Source organism: Noviherbaspirillum soli (genome assembly GCF_015352955.1).
GTDB classification, from domain to species: Bacteria; Pseudomonadota; Gammaproteobacteria; order Burkholderiales; family Burkholderiaceae_D; genus Noviherbaspirillum_A; species Noviherbaspirillum_A soli.
Genome location: NZ_JACYOX010000029.1, coordinates 53269 through 74638, shown reverse-complemented (window position 1 = coordinate 74638; position 21370 = coordinate 53269). Strand labels below are relative to the sequence as shown.

At 67.6% G+C, this 21370-nt stretch carries 18 protein-coding genes; 11 read left to right on the top strand and 7 right to left on the bottom strand.

Translation table 11 applies throughout. The annotated features are described in order from the left end of the window. Positions 1 to 226: 226 nt before the first annotated feature. The 3 genes from IGW04_RS18655 to araD form a co-directional block, all read right to left on the bottom strand. A complete protein-coding gene (locus IGW04_RS18655) occupies positions 227 to 1795 on the bottom strand; it encodes an aldehyde dehydrogenase (NADP(+)) (RefSeq protein WP_194714598.1) in 1569 nt (522 codons plus the stop codon). Positions 1796 to 1904: 109 nt separating this feature from the next. Next, positions 1905 to 2615 carry a ribonuclease activity regulator RraA gene (locus IGW04_RS18650; RefSeq protein ID WP_194714601.1) on the bottom strand — a complete coding sequence of 237 codons (711 nt, stop codon included), beginning with the start codon at positions 2613 to 2615 and terminating at the stop codon, positions 1905 to 1907. A 29-nt stretch (positions 2616 to 2644) separates the two neighbouring features. Next, positions 2645 to 4384 carry an L-arabinonate dehydratase gene (araD, locus tag IGW04_RS18645; protein WP_194714597.1) on the bottom strand — a complete coding sequence of 580 codons (1740 nt, stop codon included), beginning with the start codon at positions 4382 to 4384 and terminating at the stop codon, positions 2645 to 2647. 162 nt (positions 4385 to 4546) lie between these two features. Here araD and IGW04_RS18640 point away from each other — a divergent pair, with 162 nt between their 5' ends. From IGW04_RS18640 to IGW04_RS18620, 5 genes are all read left to right on the top strand, one after another. Continuing rightward, on the top strand, positions 4547 to 5263 hold the full coding sequence (locus tag IGW04_RS18640; RefSeq protein WP_194714596.1) for a GntR family transcriptional regulator: 717 nt from the start codon (positions 4547 to 4549) through the stop codon (positions 5261 to 5263). 535 nt (positions 5264 to 5798) lie between these two features. Further along, on the top strand, positions 5799 to 6200 hold the full coding sequence (locus IGW04_RS18635) for a GYD domain-containing protein (protein WP_194714595.1): 402 nt from the start codon (positions 5799 to 5801) through the stop codon (positions 6198 to 6200). Between the two features lie 132 nt (positions 6201 to 6332). Then, on the top strand, positions 6333 to 7439 hold the full coding sequence (locus IGW04_RS18630; RefSeq protein WP_194714594.1) for a glycosyltransferase family 4 protein: 1107 nt from the start codon (positions 6333 to 6335) through the stop codon (positions 7437 to 7439). Continuing rightward, positions 7432 to 9600 carry an amylo-alpha-1,6-glucosidase gene (locus IGW04_RS18625; RefSeq protein WP_194714593.1) on the top strand — a complete coding sequence of 723 codons (2169 nt, stop codon included), beginning with the start codon at positions 7432 to 7434 and terminating at the stop codon, positions 9598 to 9600. Before IGW04_RS18630 ends, IGW04_RS18625 begins: the two co-directional genes overlap by 8 nt. Before the next feature lie 56 nt (positions 9601 to 9656). Then, entirely contained in the window at positions 9657 to 9932 is a 276-nt protein-coding gene (locus IGW04_RS18620) for a hypothetical protein (protein WP_194714592.1), read from the top strand. A 151-nt stretch (positions 9933 to 10083) separates the two neighbouring features. Here the strand turns inward: IGW04_RS18620 and IGW04_RS18615 are convergent, their stop codons facing one another. Further along, positions 10084 to 10671, bottom strand: coding sequence for a BPSL1445 family SYLF domain-containing lipoprotein (locus IGW04_RS18615; RefSeq protein ID WP_194714591.1), 588 nt, complete (start codon positions 10669 to 10671; stop codon positions 10084 to 10086). A 308-nt stretch (positions 10672 to 10979) separates the two neighbouring features. Here IGW04_RS18615 and nadB point away from each other — a divergent pair, with 308 nt between their 5' ends. The 5 genes from nadB (at position 10980) to IGW04_RS18590 (ending at position 18137) form a co-directional block, all read left to right on the top strand. Continuing rightward, the gene (gene nadB, locus IGW04_RS18610) at positions 10980 to 12569 is read left to right on the top strand and encodes an L-aspartate oxidase (RefSeq protein WP_194714590.1); all 1590 of its coding nucleotides are present in this window, start codon (positions 10980 to 10982) and stop codon (positions 12567 to 12569) included. 37 nt (positions 12570 to 12606) lie between these two features. Further along, positions 12607 to 13743, top strand: coding sequence for a quinolinate synthase NadA (nadA, locus tag IGW04_RS18605; protein ID WP_194714589.1), 1137 nt, complete (start codon positions 12607 to 12609; stop codon positions 13741 to 13743). Next, a complete protein-coding gene (gene nadC / locus IGW04_RS18600; RefSeq protein ID WP_194714588.1) occupies positions 13740 to 14606 on the top strand; it encodes a carboxylating nicotinate-nucleotide diphosphorylase in 867 nt (288 codons plus the stop codon). Before nadA ends, nadC begins: the two co-directional genes overlap by 4 nt. 203 nt (positions 14607 to 14809) lie before the next feature. Beyond that, complete coding sequence (locus IGW04_RS18595; RefSeq protein ID WP_194714587.1) at positions 14810 to 17248, top strand: putative bifunctional diguanylate cyclase/phosphodiesterase; 2439 nt, start codon at positions 14810 to 14812, stop codon at positions 17246 to 17248. 28 nt (positions 17249 to 17276) lie between these two features. After that, entirely contained in the window at positions 17277 to 18137 is an 861-nt protein-coding gene (locus IGW04_RS18590) for a PhzF family phenazine biosynthesis protein (protein ID WP_194714586.1), read from the top strand. Between the two features lie 812 nt (positions 18138 to 18949). Here IGW04_RS18590 and IGW04_RS18585 read toward each other — a convergent pair. Next, positions 18950 to 19207 carry a hypothetical protein gene (locus tag IGW04_RS18585; protein ID WP_194714585.1) on the bottom strand — a complete coding sequence of 86 codons (258 nt, stop codon included), beginning with the start codon at positions 19205 to 19207 and terminating at the stop codon, positions 18950 to 18952. 185 nt (positions 19208 to 19392) lie between these two features. On the opposite strand from IGW04_RS18585, the gene IGW04_RS18580 reads away from it, so the two are divergent. Beyond that, positions 19393 to 20544 (top strand): DSD1 family PLP-dependent enzyme, encoded by a 1152-nt coding sequence (locus IGW04_RS18580; protein ID WP_194714584.1) that lies wholly within the window; start codon positions 19393 to 19395, stop codon positions 20542 to 20544. 18 nt (positions 20545 to 20562) lie between these two features. Here IGW04_RS18580 and IGW04_RS18575 read toward each other — a convergent pair whose 3' ends face one another. Next, positions 20563 to 20877 (bottom strand): non-heme iron oxygenase ferredoxin subunit, encoded by a 315-nt coding sequence (locus IGW04_RS18575; RefSeq protein WP_194714583.1) that lies wholly within the window; start codon positions 20875 to 20877, stop codon positions 20563 to 20565. 7 nt (positions 20878 to 20884) lie between these two features. Continuing rightward, positions 20885 to 21370: an aromatic-ring-hydroxylating dioxygenase subunit beta gene (locus IGW04_RS18570; RefSeq protein ID WP_194714582.1), complete on the bottom strand. Its 486-nt coding sequence runs from the start codon at positions 21368 to 21370 to the stop codon at positions 20885 to 20887.

The window sequence follows — 21370 nt, the reverse complement described above, 5'->3', positions numbered from 1 at the left end:
GCATCCAGCCGCCCGTTCCTTGGGTGCCCCCAAGGAACTGCTACAACCATTCCGACGCTTGTCGTACAAGACCGTCGGAATTACTACACAACCGAACTGACGGAATAATACAAGGGTGCAATACCCGAAGGGCATTGCACCGAGGCGTTTGCGAGGATGCTCTTTGCGGCCGGCTTGCATGGCCGACTCACGCGGGGCCGGCGGCAAAGCCAGCCCGCACGCAACTTCAGCCCTGCGTCAGCGCGCCATCCTTCAGGCGCCACAGTCCGTGCGGGTTGGCGTCGCGCAGCGCTTCCGGCAGCCACTCCTCGGGCAGGTTCTGGTAGCACACCGGGCGCAGGAAGCGGTTGATCGCGGTGCCGCCCACCGACGTGCTGCGGCTGTCGGAAGTGGACGGGAACGGGCCGCCATGGACCATTGCATTGCATACTTCCACGCCGGTCGGGAAGCCATTGACCAGCACCCGGCCCGCCTTCAGCTCCAGCAGCGACAGCAGGCGCTGCGCCAGCGCCGCATCGGCAGCGCGGTCGGCATGCAGGGTCGCCGTCAGCTGCCCTTCCATGCTGGCCGCAATCCGCATCAGCTCCGCTTCGTCCTGGCACAGCACCAGCACCGACGACGGGCCGAACACTTCATTCTGGATCGCATGATCGGCCAGGAAAGCCGCGCCCGTGGTCTCGAACACGACCGGCATTGCCTGGTGCGGCAGGCTCCCTTCGACGCCGCAGCCGAGCTGGCGCACGCCTTCGGCCGCCTGCAGGCCGGCCACGCCGCGCTCATAGGCGGCATGGATCTGCGATGTCAGCATGGTGGCCGCGGCGCGGCTCCTGATCTCTTCCGCCACGGCGGCCTTCCAGGCGTCGGTGTCGGCGCCGGGCAGCGCCAGCACCAGGCCGGGATTGGTGCACAGCTGGCCCACGCCCATGGTCAGGGAATTGACATACTCCACCGCCAGCTGCGGCGCACGCGCAGCGAGCGCGCCAGGCAGCAGGAATACCGGGTTGATGCTGCTCATTTCGGCATAGACCGGGATCGGCTCGGGCCGGCTGCTGGCCACGTTCACCAGCGCCAGGCCGCCGGCGCGCGAGCCGGTGAAGCCCACCGCCTTGATTGCCGGATGGCTGACCAGCGCGGTGCCGATCTGGTTGCCGGCGCCCACCAGCAGGGAAAACACGCCTTCATGCAGCCCGCAGCGCGCCACTGCGCGCTGCACGGCGCGGCCGGCCAGCTCGGACGTGCCCAGGTGCGCCGAATGCGCCTTGACCACCACCGGGCAGCCGGCCGCCAGCGCCGAGGCGGTGTCGCCGCCGGCCACCGAGAAGGCCAGCGGGAAATTGGAGGCGCCGAACACGGCGACCGGGCCCAGCGCCACCATGCGCATGCGCAGGTCGGGGCGGGCATCGCTGGCGCTGTCGAGCGTGGCATTGAGCCAGTGGCCGCGGCGCACCACGTCGGCAAACATGCGCAGCTGCTTGCAGGTGCGGGCGCGCTCGCCTTCCAGGCGCGGCCGCGGCAGCGCGGTTTCCTGCATGGCGCGCAGGATCAGCTCGTCGCCCAGCGCTTCGATCTCTTCGGCCACCGCGTCAAGGAAGCCGGCGCGCTGCTGCGGGCCGGTATTGCGGTAGCTGTCGAAGGCGTCGCGGGCCAGCGCGCAGGCGCGCTCGACGTCCTGCTCGTTGCCGCCATGGAAAGGCGGTTCCAGCGCTTCATTGGTAGCGGGATTCATGCAGCGGAGGACGGCCTCGCTGCCCCTGACGGCGCTGCCGCCGATGAGCATTTCACCTGTGATGGTCATGGGATGTTCCTGGATGTTCTTGATGTGTTGCCGCCGGAAGCTTTTCCGCCGGCGGCACGGGAGAGGCGAGGAAATGCCGGAAGCCCGCGCCTGGCGCGCGGGCCGGGGATCAGCGGCCGTTGGCGGCGCGCCAGGCGGCGAAGTCGACGCGGGTCTGCTCGTCGGTGGCCGGGTACAGGCCGATGATGCCGCGGCCCTTCTTCACTTCCTCCATCACGAAGTCCTCGAAGGCCGTCATCTCCACCGCTTCGTCGGCAATCTCGTCGGCGATCGCCGCCGGGATCACGATCACGCCTTCGCGGTCGCCCACCACCACGTCGCCCGGCCATACCGGCACGTCGCCGCAGCCGATCGGCACGTTGATGTCCAGCGCCTGGTGCAGCGTCAGGTTGGTCGGCGCCGACGGCCGGTTGTGGTAGGCCGGCATGGCCAGCTCGGCGATCTCGGGCGAGTCGCGGAAGCCGCCGTCGGTCACCACGCCAGCCGCGCCGCGCACCATCAGCCGGGTGACCAGGATAGCGCCGGCCGAGGCCGCGCGCGCATTCTTCCGGCTGTCGATCATCAGCACCGCGCCCGGCGGGCACTGCTCCACCGCCACCCGCTGCGGATGGTCGCGGTTCTGGAACACCGTGATCGGGTTCAGGTCTTCGCGCGCCGGGATGTAGCGCAGCGTGAAGGCCTCGCCCACCATGTTTGCGCCGTTCGGGTTCAACGGACGCACGTCCTGGATGAACTGGTTCTTCAGGCCGCGCTTGTACAGCGCGGTGCACAGGGTTGCGGTGCTGACGGTCTTCAGCCTGGCGCGGGTTTGCTCGTTCATGGTCATGCTGTCTCCTGGATGGGTTCGGATCAGAAAATGTCGGGTTCACGCACCGGCGCGCCAAAGTCGGTGCGCAGGAAATCAAAGTCGCAGCCGGTATCGGCCTGGCCGATATGGCGCGAGAACATCCAGCCGTAGCCGCGCTCGAAGTGGACCTCGCGCGGCGTCCATGCCGCCTGGCGCCGGGCCAGTTCCTCGTCCGGCACTTCCATGCGGATGCTGCGCTCGTCGATGTCGACCGTGACCAGGTCGCCGGTCTTGAGCAGCGCCAGCGGCCCGCCCACATGCGACTCCGGCGACACATGCAGGATGCAGGCGCCATAGCTGGTGCCGCTCATGCGGGCATCCGACAGCCGCAGCATGTCGCGCACGCCCTGTTTCACCAGCCTGACCGGGATCGGCAGCATGCCCCATTCCGGCATGCCGGGGCCGCCCTGCGGGCCGGCATTGCGCAGCACCAGGATGTGGTTCTCGGTCACGTCCAGGTTCTCGTCCTCGACCGCGGCCTTCATCTCCGGATAGCTGTCGAACACCAGCGCCGGGCCGGTGTGCTTGTAGAACTTGGGCGCGCAGGCGCTGGGCTTGATCACGCAGCCGTTGGGCGCGAGATTGCCCTTCAGGACCGCCAGCGCGCCTTCATGGTAGAGCGCGGTGGCCTCGGTGCGGATCACGTCGTCGTTATAGACTTCAGCGCCCTCGATGTTCTGGCCCACGGTCTTGCCGGTGACGGTCAGCGCGTCGGTGTCGAGCTTGGCGCGGATGCGGTTCATCAGCGCCGGCAGGCCGCCGGCATAGTAGAAGTCTTCCATCAGGTAGGTGTCGCCATTGGGCCGGATGTTGGCGATCACGGGCGTGGTGCGGCTGGCCTTCTCGAAGTCGTCCAGGCCGATGTCGAAGCCGGCGCGGCGGCCCATGGCGATCAGGTGGATCACCGCATTGGTGGAGCAGCCCATGGCCATGGCCACCGTGATCGCGTTCTCGAAGGAAGCACGCGACAGCATGCGCCTGGGCGTCAGGTCTTCCCACACCATCTCGACGATGCGGCGGCCGCATTCGGCGGACATGCGGACGTGGTTGGCGTCGGGCGCCGGGATCGACGACGAACCCGGCGGCGCCATGCCGATCGATTCGGCGATCGCGGTCATGGTGCTGGCCGTGCCCATGGTCATGCAGGTGCCGTGGCTGCGGGCGATGCCGGCCTCGACTTCCACCCATTCCTCCTCGCTGATATTGCCGGCGCGGCGCTCGTCCCAGAACTTCCAGGCATCCGAGCCGGAGCCGAGCACCTTGCCCTTCCAGTTGCCGCGCAACATCGGGCCGGCGGGCAGGTAGATCGCCGGATAGCCGGCCGACAGCGCGCCCATGATCAGGCCCGGCGTGGTCTTGTCGCAGCCGCCCATCAGCACCACGCCGTCGACCGGATGCGAGCGCAGCAGCTCCTCGGCTTCCATGGCCAGCATGTTGCGGTACATCATGGTGGTCGGCTTGACGAAGTTCTCCGACAGCGAGATGGCGGGCAGTTCCAGCGGCAGGCCGCCGGCCTGCAGCACGCCGCGCTTGACGTCCTCGACGCGCTGCTTGAAGTGGGCATGGCAGGGGTTGATGTCGGACCAGGTGTTCAGGATGGCGATGACGGGCTTGCCTTCCCAGTCGCCGGGCGCATAGCCCATCTGCATGATGCGGGAACGGTGGCCGAAGGAGCGCAGGTCGTCCGGGGCGAACCAGCGGGCGCTGCGCAGGGTTTCGGGAGTTTTTCTGGGATGGGTCATGGCGGGTCCGGTGTATGGCATGTGGTCCGAAGAAACCTGCATAGCCTGCTGATGAATGGTGAATAAATTAAAACACTAAAATATTAGTGCGTCAAGCTGGTTGCGGCGGCGCCGCTCTGGTTTAATACGTTCTGTCGCGCATTGCCGCTCCCAGACCAACAGATGAACGCTCAAATCACGCCTTTCCGCCTGGAGAAGTCCCGCCACGCCGCGCCGCAGGTTTTTGAATACCTGCGTGAACAGATCATGTCGCTCGCCCTGGCGCCAGGCACGGTGCTTTCACGGGCCGACCTGGTGGACCAGTTCGGCGTGAGCCAGACGCCGATCCGCGATGCGCTGATGCGCCTGGCCGAGGAAGGCCTGGTCGACATCTATCCGCAGCATGCCACCGTGGTCTGCGCTATCAATATCGCCCTGGCCAGGCAGGCCCATTTCCTGCGCCGCTCGGTGGAACTGGAAGTGGTGCATACCCTGGCCAGCCTGGCCGACGACAGCCGCGCAGCGCTGGTGGCGCGGCTGGAAGCCGTGCTGGCGCGCCAGACCGCGATGCTTGGCCTGGCGGACTACATGGAATTCTCGGCCCAGGACCAGCGCTTTCACCGGGAAATGTACGAAGCCGCCGCCGTGCCCGACCTGTGGCCGCTGATACGCCGGCAGAGCGGCCACCTGGACCGGCTGCGGCGCCTGCACCTGCCGATCGCCGGCAAGGCCGAGGCCATCCTGGCCGACCACCGCACCATCCTCGAGGCCATCGCCGTGGGCGATCCGGCGCGGGCGCAGGACATGCTGCGTTCCCATCTGTCGGGCACCCTGGCCAACATCGACGAGATACGAGCGCGCTATCCGGAATATTTCGACAAGGGCACGATCACGGCCTGAACCCGGCCGCAAGCAACCAGCAGGGTGCGATCCCGAAGGGCATTGCACCGCAGTTGGTGAAGAGCGGCAAAGGTTGCGCCGCGACATGGCGAGCGGCCCGGCGGAATGCCCCTTCGGGGTATTCCGCCCTACGGCGGATGCTGAACCCGGCCGCAAGCAACCAGTAGGGTGCAATCCCCGAAGGGAATTGCACCGCGGTCGGTGAAGAGCGGCAAAGGTTGCGCCGCGACATGGCGAGCGGCCTGGCGGAATGCCCCTTCGGGGTATTCCGCCCTACGGCGGATGCTGAACCGGCCGCAGGCAACCGGTAGGGTGCAATCCCCGAAGGGAATTGCACCGCGGTCGGTGATGAACGGTAAAGGTTGCGCCGCGCCATGGGGCGCGGCCCGGTGGAATGCCGCACTTTTCCCGCCGCATGAAGGCAGATCAAGGTCCACTGGATTTTCTTCCTTGCGCACGCCTGCGTTTTGCCTATAACGATTCAGTGCCACCCGTTTCGAGCAGCGCACTTCCAGGGCGGCGGGAAAGGAAGGTCATGGGCAAATACCTGCTGGAGGCCGACTATGTCGGCCCGGGCATCGCCGGTCTGATCAGGGAAGGCGGCAGCCGGCGCCGCGCCGCTGTCGCCGAACTCTTCAAGTCCATGGGCGGCTCGCTGGAAGCCTTCTACTACGCCTTCGGCGAGCATGACGTGCTGACCATAGGCGAACTGCCTGACGATGCGACGGCGATGGCGCTGGCACTCCAGATCAATGCGTCCGGCGCCGCGTCATGCCGGGTTACGGTGCTGGTGATGCCGGAAGCGCTGGACCAGTCGGTCCGTAAAACCGGCCGCTACCGCGCGCCGGGCGCCGATGCCGAACAGGCCGAGCTTGCGAAGTGGGATGCCGAAGGCGGCCATCCGGCGCCCGGGGACGCGTCCGGCGACGTCCTCTGATCATTCAGGGACCCTGCCCGGCCGGAACTTCGGCCCGGCCGTGCAACTCCAATTCCCTGTCGCCCAGGCAGGGATGCGGGCAGATGAGGAAGGAAGCGTCGCGCCTGCAGGCAGGCGCGACGCGGGCTGGCCATGAAGATTGCACAGGTTTCGCCGCTCTTTGAAAGCGTCCCGCCCAAGGCATATGGCGGTACGGAAAGGGTCGTGTCCTATCTCACCGAAGAACTGGTCGACATGGGCTGCGATGTGACCCTGTTCGCCAGCGCCGATTCCACCACCCGCGCCAGGCTGATTCCCGCCACCGGCGCCAGCCTGCGCGCCACCGGACAGAATGCCGCCGCGCTGGCCTGCCACACGCTGCAGCTGGGCATGCTGGCCAGCATGGCGCGCAGCTTCGACGTCATCCACTTCCATACCGACTACCTGCAGTTCCCGATGGCGCGCGGCCTTGCCACCGCGCATGTCAGCACGCTGCATGGCAGGCTGGATTTGCCCGAGCTGGTCCCGCTGTACCGGCACTTCCTCGACATGCCGGTGGTGTCGATCTCCAACAGCCAGCGCACGCCGCTGCCCTGGATCAACTGGCAGGGCACCGTGTACCACGGCCTGCCGCCCGACCTGTACGACTTCAACCCGGCGCCGAACAACACCCTGCTCTTCCTCGGCCGCATCTCGCCCGAGAAGCGGCCGGACCGCGCCATCGAGATCGCCGTGCGCAGCGGCATGCCGCTGACCATTGCGGCCAAGGTGGACCCGGCCGACAGCGACTACTTCGCCGCCCGCATCGCGCCGCTGCTGCGGCACCCGCTGGTGCATTTCATCGGCGAGGTCGGGGAAGCCGGGAAGCGTCGCCTGCTGGGCAGCGCCCGTGCGCTGCTGATGCCGATCGACTGGCCCGAACCATTCGGCCTGGTGATGATCGAAGCCTTCGCCTGCGGCACGCCGGTGATTGCATACCGCCACGGCTCGGTGCCCGAGATCGTGGCCGACGGCGTGACCGGCTTCATCGTGGACAACCAGGAACAGGCGGTGCAGGCCGTGGCGCGCCTGGCCGGCCTGGACCGGCAACGCTGCCGCCAGGCCTTCCTGCAGCGCTTCACCGCCCGCCACATGGCGCAGGCCTACCTGCAGTTGTATGGACGGTTGCGCGAGCAGGCGCTGCACAAGCGCGCCGCGCACCCTTCCCGCCCGGCGGGCGCTGCCCGGGCGGCGGCAATGCACCAGGAGCATCATGGCTGACCGAATCCGACTGGGCGAAGAGTGGTACATCCTCGCCGCCTCCTCGCCACCCGATGAACGCCGGCGCGTCCTGAAGGAAGGCAAGGTGTTCGCCACCTTCAACCGCTTCGGCGACATACATCCGATCGGCCTGCACGAGGACGGCATCTATCACGGCGACACCCGTTTCCTGTCGCACCAGGAACTGCGCATCAATGGCGTTCGGCCGATGTTCCTGAACTCCACCGTGCGCGACGACAATGGCCAGATGGTGGTGGAGCTGATGAACCCGGACCTGAATGTCGGCACCGGCGACCTGATCCAGAAAGGCCTGCTGCATGTGTTCCGCGCCAAGCTGCTCTGGAACGACACGCTGCACGAACATATCCGCATCGCCAACTACGGCCTGGAGCCGGTCTGCGTGACGCTGTCGCTGGACATGGATGCCGACTACGCCGACATCTTCGAGATCCGGGGCTTCGAGCGCAAGCGCCGCGGCGCCATGCTCGCGCCGGAACTGGCGGCCTCCGAACTGACGCTGGGCTACCGCGGGCTGGACCAGGTGGTGCGCCGCACCCGCATCCGCTTCGATCCGGCGCCCGACACGCTGACCGCAGGGCACGCCGAGTTCCGGCTGTCGCTGGCGCCCAAGGAGGACGCGCATGTCTACCTGGCGGTGGCCTGCGAGCCGGACGCGGCGGCCGCGCCGGCCCCGGAGGACTACCTGTCGGCCTACACCCGCATGAACGGCGCGCTGGACGCCCGCATGCATGACCTGTGCCGCATCGTCACCTCCAATGCGCTGTTCAACAAGTGGATAGACCGCTCCACCGCCGACCTGGTGATGCTGTCGACCGCGCTGCCCGGGGGCCGCTATCCCTATGCCGGCCTGCCCTGGTATGCCACCACCTTCGGGCGCGACGGCATCATCACCGCGCGCCAGCTGCTATGGCTGGACCCCGGCCTGGCCAGGGGCGTGCTGGCGGTGCTGGCCGACACCCAGGCCGCCAGCCAGGACCCGGCGCGCGACGCCGAGCCCGGCAAGATCCTGCACGAGGCGCGGCTGGGCGAACTGGCGGCGCTGGATGAAGTCCCGTTCCGGCGCTATTACGGCACGGTGGACGCCACGCCGCTGTTCGTCGGCCTGGCCGGCGCCTATTTCGAGCGCACCGGCGACCTCGACTTCATCCGCGGCATCTGGGGCAACATCGAGCGCGCGCTGAGCTGGATAGACCAGTACGGCGACCGCGACGGCGACGGCTTCGTCGAATATGCGCGCCGCACCGATGTCGGCCTGACCCAGCAGGGCTGGAAGGATTCGCACGATTCGGTGTTCCACGAGGACGGCCGGCTGGCCGAGGCGCCGATCGCGCTGTGCGAGGTCCAGGGCTATGTGTACGAGGCGAAACTGCAGGCGGCCCGGCTGGCCGACTGCCTGGGCAAGCAGGCGATGGCGGTGGAACTGCGGCGGTCCGCCGAACGGCTGAAGCAGCGCTTCAACGAAGCATTCTGGTGCGAGCGCATTGGCAGCTATGCGCTGGCCCTGGACGGCCACAAGCGCCAGTGCGCGGTGCCCTCCTCCAATGCCGGGCATACGCTGTGGAGCGGTATCGCGCTGCCGCACCATGCCGAGCGCATCGCGGCGCAACTGCTCTCCGACGAATTCTTCTGCGGCTGGGGCGTGCGCACCCTGGGCTGCGGCGCGGTGCGGTACAACCCTATGGCCTATCACAACGGCTCGGTCTGGCCGCATGACAACGCCATCATCGCCGAGGGCATGGCGCGCTACGGCAATACCGCCGGCGCGATGAAGATCTTCGAAGCGCTGTTCGACGTCAGCATGACCATGGACCAGCACCGGATGCCGGAGCTGTTCTGCGGCTTTGCGAGAAGGCCGGACGAAGGGCCGACGCTGTACCCGGTCGCCTGCTCGCCGCAGGCCTGGGCCGCCGGCAGCGTGTTCTCCCTGCTGCATGCCTGCCTGGGCCTGTCGTTCTCGCCGGACAAGCCGGAGATCCGCCTGCGCAATCCGCGCCTTCCGCCCTTCGTCGAGCAGATCGAGATCCACGCGCTGTCGATCTGCGGCAGCACCGTCGATCTGCTGCTGCAGCGTTACCCGAACAATGTCGGCGTCAACATCCTGCGCAAGGATGGGCCGGTGGAAGTGGTGGTGGTGGCATGACGGCCGGCGTGGCCGGATGGATGGATGGATGGATGGATTTCAAGGGGAGAAGCAACATGGATGCGAGACTGGATGAACTGGAACGGCTGCTGGCGGAACTGACCGACCTGGGCGCGGCGGCGGAGGAGCGCGGCATCATCGCCGCGCCGCCGGTGGAAGGGCTGGCGCAGCGGGCGCGCGATCTGGGCGTGGCGGTGCCGCCGGGCGCGGGCCTGGATGCATTGCGCGACGCGGTGGAGGCGGCCTGCGCACAACAGGGAAACGGAGCGGGCCATCGGGTAGCGCGCGAGATCCTGGGCAACGAGCGCGGCGTGCCGGGCGAAGGGCCCTGACTGCCGCGCCGCCGGTTTTGCGGTGGCTGCAAGACCAACGTGGAGCGCCTGATGGCGGCGCTTCATTTCCGGATGGCGTCGCCAACCATCCGTGGACCAGCCAAGCCAGGCGGCTCCCTGATTCATTCGCTGGTCAATCCCGCCCTGGCCGCTACACGTCCATCCGCGTGATCTTGGTGCCTTCCAGCGTCAGATTGGCCATCAGTCCCGCATTGGTCATCACGAAGGCCGCGACCGGCGCGGTGACCGCGTTCACGTCGATCTGGCCATTGGCCCCGGCGCGCAGCACCGCCACCGAGGCGTCGGCGCCGACCGACCAGCCCTTGGCGTTGCGGAACTGGTCGAGGCTGTCCTGGGTCAGGAACAGGAACACGATGGCCTTGGACTGCGCGCCGATCTGCAGCCCCACCGATACCGATGCCAGGTTGTAGTAGCCCAGCACCGACCTGCCCGAACGCAGCACGCCCTCGCCATACTGGCCGCCCACGCCGAAGCCGGCCGCGATCACGGACGGGAAGATCAGCATGCCGCGCGACTTGGCAACCAGTTCGCGCGCGCCGGGCGTCATGCCGTACAGCCTGGCCAGCGTGTCGTTGGCGCCGGCATCGATCTTCTGGGTGCGCGGCTCATTGCCCTTGCCGGGCGTGGTGCTGGCAGTCGATACGGCGCCGCAGCCGCCCAGTGTCAGCACGCTGGCCGCGCCAGCCGTGACGGTGAAAAGGAATGCGCGTCGTTCCATGATGTTCTCCTCGATCAGTGGGGATAGTGATATCAGATGACAGCCGCAGGCCGGCATATTGAGCAGCATTAATGCCTTGCCGCATGAAACTACGAAATGTCCGTTAGCGATTAGGAACGCTTGCATAGAAACAATTGCATCCTTCCTTCAGGGCCACGCCACCCGCCGCCGCGCCCTTGATAAGCCGGCCGGGCGCCTGATATGGGGCGCAGGGCGCGCGGCGCTTGTCACGAATGACAAGGCCGTTACAATGTGCGTCTTTTTTGCCCGCGAGGGCATGGCAACCTTATCCGCGAGGCATGCTGATCATGAACTTCGATGTCGCCATCATAGGCGCCGGCCTGGCCGGCCTTTCCGTCGCGCTCAGTCTGGCGCAGGGCCGCAAGGTTGCCGTCATCTGCAAGGGCGGCCTGCCCGATGGCGCCAGCAACTGGGCGCAGGGCGGCATCGCCGCGGTGCTCGATTCCGGCGACAGCACCGCCAGCCACCTGGCCGACACGCTCGATGCCGGCGCCGGCCTGTGCGACGAGGCAATGACCCGCGATATCGTCGAACACGGCCGCGAGGCCATCGGCTGGCTGATCGAGCAGGGCGTGCCCTTCACCCGCGATGCCGGCGCCGAGCTGGGCTTTCACCTGACACGGGAAGGCGGCCACAGCGCGCGCCGCATCATCCATGCCGCCGACGCCACCGGCCATGCGGTGCAGGCCACGCTGGAGCAGAAGGTGCGCAGCCATCCCAACATCACCCTGCTGGAGCAGCATATCGCGGTGGACCTGATCCGCCTGCCGGATGCGCGCGGCCGCCAGCGCTGCGCCGGCCTGTATGCCCGCGATGCCGCCAGCGCCAAGGTGATCGCGATTGCCGCCAGCCACACCGTGCTGGCCACCGGCGGCGCCGGCAAGGTCTATCTCTACACCACCAATCCCGACAGCGCGACCGGCGACGGCATCGCGATGGCCTGGCGCGCCGGCTGCCGCGTGGCCAACATGGAGTTCATCCAGTTCCATCCGACCTGCCTGTACCACCCGTATGCCAAGTCCTTCCTGATCAGCGAGGCGCTGCGCGGCGAGGGCGGCCTGCTGAAGCTGCCGGCCGGCGCCGGCGCGGCCGCCGGGCAACGCTTCATGCCGGCGCATGACGAACGGGCCGAGCTGGCGCCGCGCGACATCGTGGCCCGCGCGATCGACTATGAAATGAAGAAGCGCGGCCTGGACCATGTGGACCTGGACATCAGCCACCAGAGCGCCGAATTCCTGCACGAGCATTTCCCCACCATCCTGGCGCGCTGCCTGGAGTTCGGCATCGACATCACGAAGCAGCCGATCCCGGTGGTGCCGGCGGCGCACTACACCTGCGGCGGCGTGGTGACCGACGGCGCCGGACGCACCGACCTGCCGGGCCTGTACGCGGTCGGCGAGACCGCCTGCACCGGGCTGCACGGCGCCAACCGGCTGGCCAGCAACTCGCTGCTGGAATGCGTGGTGCTGGGCCGGGCGGCGGCGCAGCACATCGCCGCCCAGGCGCCCGCCGCGCCGGCGCCGGTGCCGCAATGGGACGAAACCCGGGTCACCGATGCCGACGAGGAAGTGGTGATCGCGCAGAACTGGGACGAGCTGCGTCGCTGCATGTGGAATTTCGTCGGCATCGTGCGCACCACCAAGCGGCTGCGCCGCGCGCGCGAGCGCATCCGGCTGCTGAAGAGCGAGATCGACGAGTACTACGCCAGCTTTCGCGTCACGCCCGACCTGCTGGAGCTGCGCAACCTGGTGGATGTGGCCGCGCTGATCGTCGACAGCGCGCTGCAGCGCCATGAAAGCCGCGGCCTGCATTACAGCCTCGACTATCCGGACACCCTGCCCAAGGCCTTGCCCACCGTGCTCTCGCCAGCGGCATGAGCCCTGCCCTTTTACTGACTGACCTTTCGGATCCGCCATGCCCACTTCCGTGATCAAACCCGTTGAATTCGACGCCCCGGCACAGGGCGGCGCCTGCTCGACCGCCTCGGCCTGGGCCCGCGTGCCCGACAGCCCGACGCTGGAGGAGCGCGCCGCGCTCAAGGAGCGGGCGCGCCAGCTTCTCAGGGAGCGCGGCGCGGTGCTGGTGGCGCACTACTATGTCGACGCCGACCTGCAGGACCTGGCCGAGGAAACCGGCGGCTGCGTCTCCGATTCGCTGGAGATGGCGCGCTTCGGCCGCGACCATGCGGCGCAGACGCTGGTGGTGGCCGGCGTGCGCTTCATGGGCGAAACCTCGAAGATCCTGAGCCCGCACAAGACGGTGCTGATGCCCGACCTCGACGCCACCTGCTCGCTCGACCTGGGCTGCCCGGCCGACGACTTCGCCGCCTTCTGCGACGCCCATCCCGACCGCACCGTGGTGGTTTATGCCAACACCAGCGCCGCGGTGAAGGCGCGCGCCGACTGGATGGTGACTTCCTCGATCGGGCTGGACATCGTGGCCCACCTGCATGCCGAGGGAAAGAAGATCCTGTGGGCGCCGGATCGCCACCTGGGCGGCTACATCCAGCGCGAGACCGGCGCCGACATGCTGATGTGGCAGGGCTCCTGCCTGGTGCATGATGAATTCAAGGGCGTGGAGCTGGAGCTGCTGAAAGCCGCGCATCCGGCGGCGAAGGTGCTGGTGCATCCGGAGTCGCCGGCGGCGGTGGTGGCGCTGGCCGACATGGTCGGCTCCACCTCCCAGATGATCGCCGCCGCGCGCGACATGGATGCCGGGGAATTCATCGTCGCCACCGACAATGGCCTGTTGCACAAGATGCGGCTGGCCGCGCCCGGCAAGCGCTTCATCGAGGCGCCCACCGCCGGCAACAGCGCCACCTGCAAGAGCTGCGCCCATTGCCCGTGGATGGCGATGAATGGCTTGCGCAACCTGGTGCGGGTGCTGGAAGAAGGCGACAACGAGATCGTTGTCGATCCCGAGACCGGCCGCCTGGCCTATCGCTGCATCGACCGCATGCTGGCCTTTGCCGCCGCGAAGAAAGCCAATGTGCGGCCCGGGCCGGACCTGGCGCGGGAACAGGCGCTGTTTGCCGGCGTGGGGCCGGCATGAGCGGCCTGGTTAATGCGCATGCGCCGTTCGATGCCGCGCTGCAGGCGGCGTTCGAAGCCAATATCGCCGCCGCGCTGGCCGAGGATATCGGCAGCGGCGACCTGACCGGCCTTCTGGTGCCGGCCGGCCTCGAAGTCGAGGCCCGCGTCATCGTGCGCGAGGAAGCGGTGCTGTGCGGCGCGCCGTGGTTCGAGGGCGTGATGATGCGGGTCGATCCGCGCATCCGCATCCGCTGGCAGCATGCCGAAGGCGATCTCATGCAGGCCAGCGGCACGGTCTGCATGATCGCCGGCCCGGCCCGCGCTATCCTGACCGCAGAGCGCAGCGCGCTGAACTTCCTGCAGCTGCTGTCAGCCGTGGCCAGCGCCACCCGGCGCCATGTGCAGGCGGTGGAAGGCACCGCGGCCCGCATCCTCGACACCCGCAAGACCCTGCCCGGCCTGCGCCTGGCGCAGAAATATGCGGTGCGGGTGGGCGGCGGCGACAACCAGCGCCTGGCGCTGTATGACGGCATCCTGATCAAGGAAAACCATATCGCCGCGGCCGGCGGCGTGGCGGCCGCGCTGCGTGCCGCGCAGGCGCTGGGCAGCGGCGCGCCGGTGCAGATCGAGGTCGAGTCGCTGCACGAACTCAATGAGGCGCTCGATGCCGGCGCCACCTCCATCCTGCTGGACAACTTCAGCACCGCGCTGATGCGCGAGGCGGTGGCCATCAATGCCGGCCGGGCGCTGCTGGAAGCCTCGGGCGGCGTCAGCATGGCTACCCTGCGCGCGATCGCGGAAACCGGCGTGGACCGCATTTCGATCGGCGCGCTGACCAAGGATGTGCAGGCCACCGACTACTCGCTGAGAGTGGTCGGATAAAGGCGTCGATCCCGCCACGGCCCCGGCTTATCTACCGGCGGTCAATTTCCGGGATGGAGGCATGGTGTACTGCATTGATTGCAAGCAATCGACGCAAGGAAATCCCGTCCAAGCGGAAACAATGTGTCCCGAACTTTAGTAATGTTCGAAACACATGCGTTTATGTGCTTGCGTGCTCATGTGTCACGCAACGGATCGGATCGATGGCCCAATACAGTCTGCGCACCCTGCTTGCCTTCTTCGCCACCACGCTCGCTGTCGCGCTGACTGCCGTCCTGGTCGCCGTTATCCAGAATGCCGCCACCACCGACCTCAAGCAGGGCATAGGCGAGCGTCTGGCGCAGACTTCGGCGGAGCTGGCCGCCACGCTGGACCGGGCGATGTATGAGCGCTACCAGGACATTGCGCTGTATGCCGACAGCCTGTCCGACCTCGACCTGCTGGACCGTCCGACGGCGATCCGTGCCCATCTGGACGACCTGCTGCATGCCCGCGAAGGCTATGCCTGGATCGGCTATGCCAGCCAGACGGGCACGGTGGTGGCCGCCACCGGCGCGCTGCTGGAAGGCCAGGACGTGACCAGGCGGCCCTGGTTCGGCGAAGCCTCGAAAGCCGCCTTCGTCGGCGACCTGCACCGCGCGGTGCTGCTGGAAAAGAAGCTGCAGGCCGATGGCGGCGAGCCGCTGCGCTTTCTCGATGTGGCCATGCCGGTGACCCTGAGCGAGCGCTTTGCCGGCGTGCTGGGCGCGCATATCGACTGGCGCTGGATCATGGGCCTGACCCGGTCGATGGCGTCGGCTGCGTCGTATGAGGCGCTGATCCTGGCGGCCGATGGCACCGTGCTGTTCGGCCCGGCCGCGCTGCAGGACAGTCAACTGGCGCTGCAAAGCATACGGCGCGCGCAGCAGGGCCAGTCCGGCTACCTGGCCGAGACCTGGCCCGACGGCAAGACCTGGCTGACCGGCTATGCCCGCAGCAAGGGGTACCAGGACTATCCCGGGCTGGGCTGGATCATCATCGAGCGCCAGCAGATCGATGCCGCCTTTGCGCCGGTTGCCGCGCTGCAGCGGCAGGTGCTGCTGTCGGGCGCGATCATTGCCGGGCTGTTTGCGCTGATGGGCTGGCTGCTGGCCAGCCGCATCTCGCGTCCGCTCGATGCGATCACCCGCGAGGCCGAGCGGCTGGACCGCGGCGAGGCGACCACCGGCATTGCGCTGCAGCGCGGCTACCACGAGGCGCAGGTGCTGTCGCGCACGCTGGCCGGCCTGATTGCCAATCTGCAGCAGCGCGAAGCCGAGCTGGAGCACCAGGCCACACACAACAGCCTGACCCGGCTGCCCAACCGCGCACTGGTCAAGGCACTGCTGGGCCAGATGATGGCCGGCGGCGATGGCGAAGCGCCGCAGATCGCGGTGCTGGCGCTCGACCTGGACCGCTTCAAGAGCATCAACGACACCCTGGGCTATGCCGCCGGCGACGCCGTGCTGCTCTGCGTGGCCGAGCGGCTGCAGGCCTGCATCGGCCCCGGCGCGGTGCTGGCGCATCTGGGCAAGGATGAATTCGTGATCGTCCTGGAGCAGCGCGAGTCCAGGCTGGCGCAAACCGAGCTGCTGGCCGCGCGCGCCAGGGAAAGCCTGGCCCGGCCCTTCCACCGGGAAGGCACCGAGCTCTTCGTCAGCGCCAGCATCGGCATTGCCTTTTTCCCCAGGGACGGGCGCGACGCCGACGCCCTGCTCGGTCGCGCAGTGTTCGCGATGCAGCAGGCCAAGGCCGGCGGCGGCAACCGCATCGAGTTCTACCAGACCGAGATTAATGCGGCCGCGCTGGAAAGGCATGAAACGGAACGCGCGCTGCGCCATGCGCTGGAGGCGCGCCAGTTCGAGCTGCACTACCAGCCGCAGGTGGCGCTGTCCAGCGGCGTGGTGGCGGGCGTGGAGGCGCTGATCCGCTGGCGCCATCCGCAGCGCGGCATGATCCCGCCGAACAAGTTCATCCCGGTGGCGGAGGCAAGCGGCCTGATCGCCGCCATCGGCGACTGGGCGCTGAAGGAAGCCTGCGCCCAGGCCAGGGCCTGGCGCGATCAGGGCCTGCCGCCGCTGGTGATGTCGGTCAACGTCGCGGCCCAGCAGTTCGAGGACGGCAGGCTGATCGACACGGTATCGGCGGCGCTGGCCGCCAACCAGCTGGAGCCGGGCAGCCTGAAGCTGGAAATCACCGAAGGCACGCTGATGCGCGATATCGACGGCAGCGTGTCGATCATGGACGAGATCACCCGGCTGGGCGTGCATATCGCCATCGACGATTTCGGCACCGGTTATTCCAGCCTGGCCTACCTGAAGCGTTTCCCGCTGAGCGACCTGAAGATCGACCAGTCCTTCGTGCGCGACCTGCACAATCATGCCGGCGCCGGCGCCATCGTGCGCGCCATCATCGCGCTGGGCCGCAGCCTGCGCCTGTCCGTGATCGCCGAAGGCGTTGAGACCGATGCCCAGGCGCGCTTCCTGGCAGAGGCCGGCTGCGACGACATCCAGGGTTATTACGTCGGCATGGCCCTGCCCGCCGGCGAACTGGCCGCCTTCCTGCGCGAAGGCCAGCCGCTGTCCACGCGCCGCTGGCAGGACGCGGGCGCCGGGATAGAATGAGCGCCCGTCCATTCCCCCTCTTCGCATCATGGCCAGTTACCCTTTCCGGCTCCTGAACGTCTTCGCCGACACCACCTTCGGCGGCAATCCCCTGTGCGTGTTCGAGCATGCCGACGGCATGGACGATGCCACCATGCAGGCGCTGGCACTGCAGTTCAACCTGTCGGAAACCACCTTCATCCTGCCGTCGCAGCAGGCCAGCGCCCGGGTCAGGGTATTCACAACCGGCTATGAGATGCGCTTTGCCGGCCATCCGACGCTGGGCACCGCCCATGTGGTGCGCGAACTGATGGCCGCTGGCGATGCGCTGACGCTGGAATTCCAGGCCGGCATCGTGCCGGTGACGGCACAGGGCGACGTCTGGACCTTCACCGCGCCGCATCGCGGCGCGGTGCGCACGGCCGCCGCCGGCCTGCCCGACGCCGACGTGGCGGCGCTGCTGGGCCTGCAGGAAGAAGACCTGCTGTCTTCGCCGCTGTGGGTCGACACCGGCGCCGACCAGCTGCTGGTGCCGCTGCGCAGCCCGGAAGCGGTGCGCCGCGCCTGTCCCGACAGTACGCGCATCGCCGACTGGCCGGTCAGCAGCCTGGGCCGCAAGACCGCCTATGTGTTCGCCTTCGACCCGGCGCAGCCCGGGCTGGTGGAAGCGCGCTACTTCTTCACCAAGCAGGGCGGCGGCGTGGCCGAAGATCCCGGCACCGGCTCGGCCTGCGCCAACCTCGGCGGCTGGCTGCGCGCCACCGGCCATGCGCTGCCGGCACGCTTTCAGATCAGCCAGGGCGACGCCGTCGGCCGCCCGAACCGGCTGCACCTGGAGGTGGCGGCCGACGGCGCGATCCGGGTCGGCGGCCGGGTGATCGAGATCGGCCGCGGCATGGTGAATCTGTAGAAGGCCGACCGGATTGGCAAGGCGGATGGGGGTTGTGGCGCTGTTGCTATCTGACTGCCTTCCAGCGCGCCGTGACGGCAATGCCTGGAGCGAACAAGGTGCCGCGTTCGTAGGTGCCGCGTTCGTAGGGCGCAATACCCCGCAGGGGCATTGCGCCGTTGGTCGATCGAGCAAGTCGGCCGACCATGCCATCCCGGTTTGCGGCCCGTGGTGCAATGCCCTGCGGGTATTGCACCCTACCAGGGGCTATCCGACTTCCTTTAAGCGCGCCGTGACGGCAATGCCTGGAGCGAACAAGCCGCCGCGTTCGTAGGTGCCGCGTTCGTAGGGCGCAATACCCCGCAGGGGCATTGCGCCGTTGGTCGATCGAGCAAGTCGGCCGACCATGCCATCCCGGTTTGCGGCCCGTGGTGCAATGCCCTCCGGGTATTGCACCCTGCCAGGGGCTGGGCTCGCTTGTTCCGTTGCGGGCAAGCTGCGGCATCTGTCATCGGTCGCAATACCGCGCAGGGACATTGCAGCCTTGGTTCATCGACGAAATTGGTCGAGAACACCATCCCGGTTTGCAGCCATGGAGTTGCCGTTCTCCTTTTTTGGCGAAGCAAAGAAGGAGGTCGCCCGCCGTGGCGAATGCCCGGCCTGGTCATGACGGAAGCGCGGCGGCGTTGGGTCACCAGCGGTGAAGCGTCACTGCGAAGCAGCAGTTGCAGTCGACGTCGATGGCTGCAGGACGATTTCACTATCGTCATCACGACGCGCCATTTTCTACGTCGCAAACGGTCCGGCGCCCGGCGCAACCGCGTTTTGGGGCTCTAGGAAACCTGTCTCGGCAGGCCTGCTTGATCCTGTTGGCGGTCGTGGAGCAGCGCATCGACCTCCTTGGCCTTGATGGCTTCCATCGACTCGATTGCCCGCACCAGCGTGCACGACAGCTCGGACTGGCTGGCGGTGTCTTCATCCGACGCCGCCATCTCGGCGATCAGCTCGCTCAAGGCAACGAGCCGCTGTTTCAGTTCCTCGATATGGCGATCGATCAGCAACAGGTAGGCGTCGTCGTCGGCATGCGTCATCGGGCGTCACCATTCCGGTTATTAAACACCGATCGTAGTCTCCGGCATGATGCATGTCTGTATTACCGCTGACATATGGATGAGTTCATTCATCGCCACCCGGGCGGACTGCGTGCCAAGGCATGGCGACAAACCTGTGCCGGCCAACTAGAATGGCCGCTCCACCCGTTCCCATAGTCACCTTCATGACCTTGCAAACCCATGCCGGCACCGGCCTCGACCTGCCGCCCGCCGCCCAACCCGGCCAGGCGTTGGCCGATGTCGATACCCCGTCCCTGATCCTCGATCTCGATGTCTTCGAGCGCAACCTGGATCGCATGCAGACACTGGCCGACCGCGCCGGCCTGCACCTGCGGCCGCATGCCAAGGCCCACAAGTGCCCCGCCATCGCGCTGGCCCAGGTGGCGCGGGGCGCGGTCGGCATCTGCTGCCAGAAGGTCAGCGAAGCCCTGCCCTTCGTGCGCGCCGGCATTGCCGACATCCATGTCAGCAATGAGCTCGCCGGCCCGGCCAAGGCGCGCATGCTGGCTGCGCTGGCACGCCATGCCCGCATCAGCGCCTGCGTCGACGATGCGCGGCAGGTGACGGCGCTGGCGCAGGCCTGCGCACAGGCAGAGGCCTCGGTGACCGTGTTCGTCGAGATCGATGTCGGCCAGGGGCGCTGCGGCGTGGCAGATGCCGACGCCGCGCTGCGCCTGGTCGAGCAGATCGCCAGGTACCCGGTGCTGCGCTTTGGCGGCCTGCAGGCTTACCACGGCGGCGCGCAGCACCGGCGCAGCCGGGCCGAGCGGCGCGAGGCGGCCGCCCAGGCGGCCGAACGCACTGGCGCAGTCGTGGCGCGGCTGCAGGCGGCCGGCGCGGCCTGCGACGTAGTGACCGGCGGCGGCACCGGCAGCGTCGAATTCGACCTTGCCAGCGGCGTCTATACCGAGATCCAGCCCGGCTCCTATGTGTTCATGGATGGCGACTACGGCCGCAATGAATGGGACCCGGCCACCGGCTTCGGCCACAGCCTGTTCATCGCTTCCACCGTGATGAGCGTGGCGCCAGCGACGCGGGTGGTGCTGGACGCGGGGCTGAAATCAATGGCGGTGGATTCGGGCCTGCCGCTGGTCTGGCAGGGCGAAGGCGGCGGACTGCGCTATGTCGCCGCCAATGACGAGCACGGCATCGTGGAATGCGACAATGCCGCCTCCCGGCCCGGACTGGGCGACCAGCTGCTGCTGGTGCCGGGCCACTGCGATCCGACGCTGAATCTGTACGATGAACTGGTCGGCATACGCAATGGCAAGGTGGAATGCATCTGGCCGGTGGCGGCGCGGGGAATGAGCCGCTGAACCGGCCCCGCCTGCGGCTCAGCCGAGGTCGACGAACACCCGGCCGCCTTCGATCTTCACCGGGTAGACCCTGATGTCCTCCGTCACCGGCGCGCACATGGCGCGGCCGTTGCGGATGTCGAAGGTGCCCTGGTGCAGCGGGCATTCGATCTCGAAGCCATCCAGGAAGCCGTCGCACAGCCGGGCATGGCCATGGGTGCAGATGCCGTCGCTCGCATACACCTGGCCTTCCACGCCGTAGAGCGCGATGTCGCGGCCGTGTGCTTCCACGCCGATCACATCCTCCTGCGGCACCTCATCTTCTGCGCTTACATCAATCCAGTTTTCTGCCATGGTGACCTCAGATCGGGTAGATCAGTGAATTGGGGATCATCTCGGTGTCGTAGATGCACAGGCGCGATGCGAGCTTCAGGCCGTCGGGCGTGACCCTGATGCGGTCGATGTAGCGGCCGACATTGAACACGGTGGTCTCCTGTCCGAGCTTGGTGCGGAACACCGAATAGTTGGCCTCGGCCTCGATCAGGTCGCCATCGGCCTTCAGGATGCGCGGCAGGCCGACCACGTGGCGCTGGTAATACGGATCGTGGAACAGGGTTTCCTTGATGCCGTAGGCGCGGTCCTTCAGCATGTTGCGGCTCAGCAGCGCCAGCGTGGCCAGCGGGAAGCCGCGCTCATGGTTCTCGCGCGGCTGCACCTTGTAGACGCAGTCCTCGGTGAAGAAGTCCACCCAGGCATCCCAGTCCTCGCGGTCGACCGCGGCGGCATAGTCGGCATGCAGCTGCACCAGGGCCAGCCAGGCCTGCGTCGTCATCGTCGTGTTCTCCAT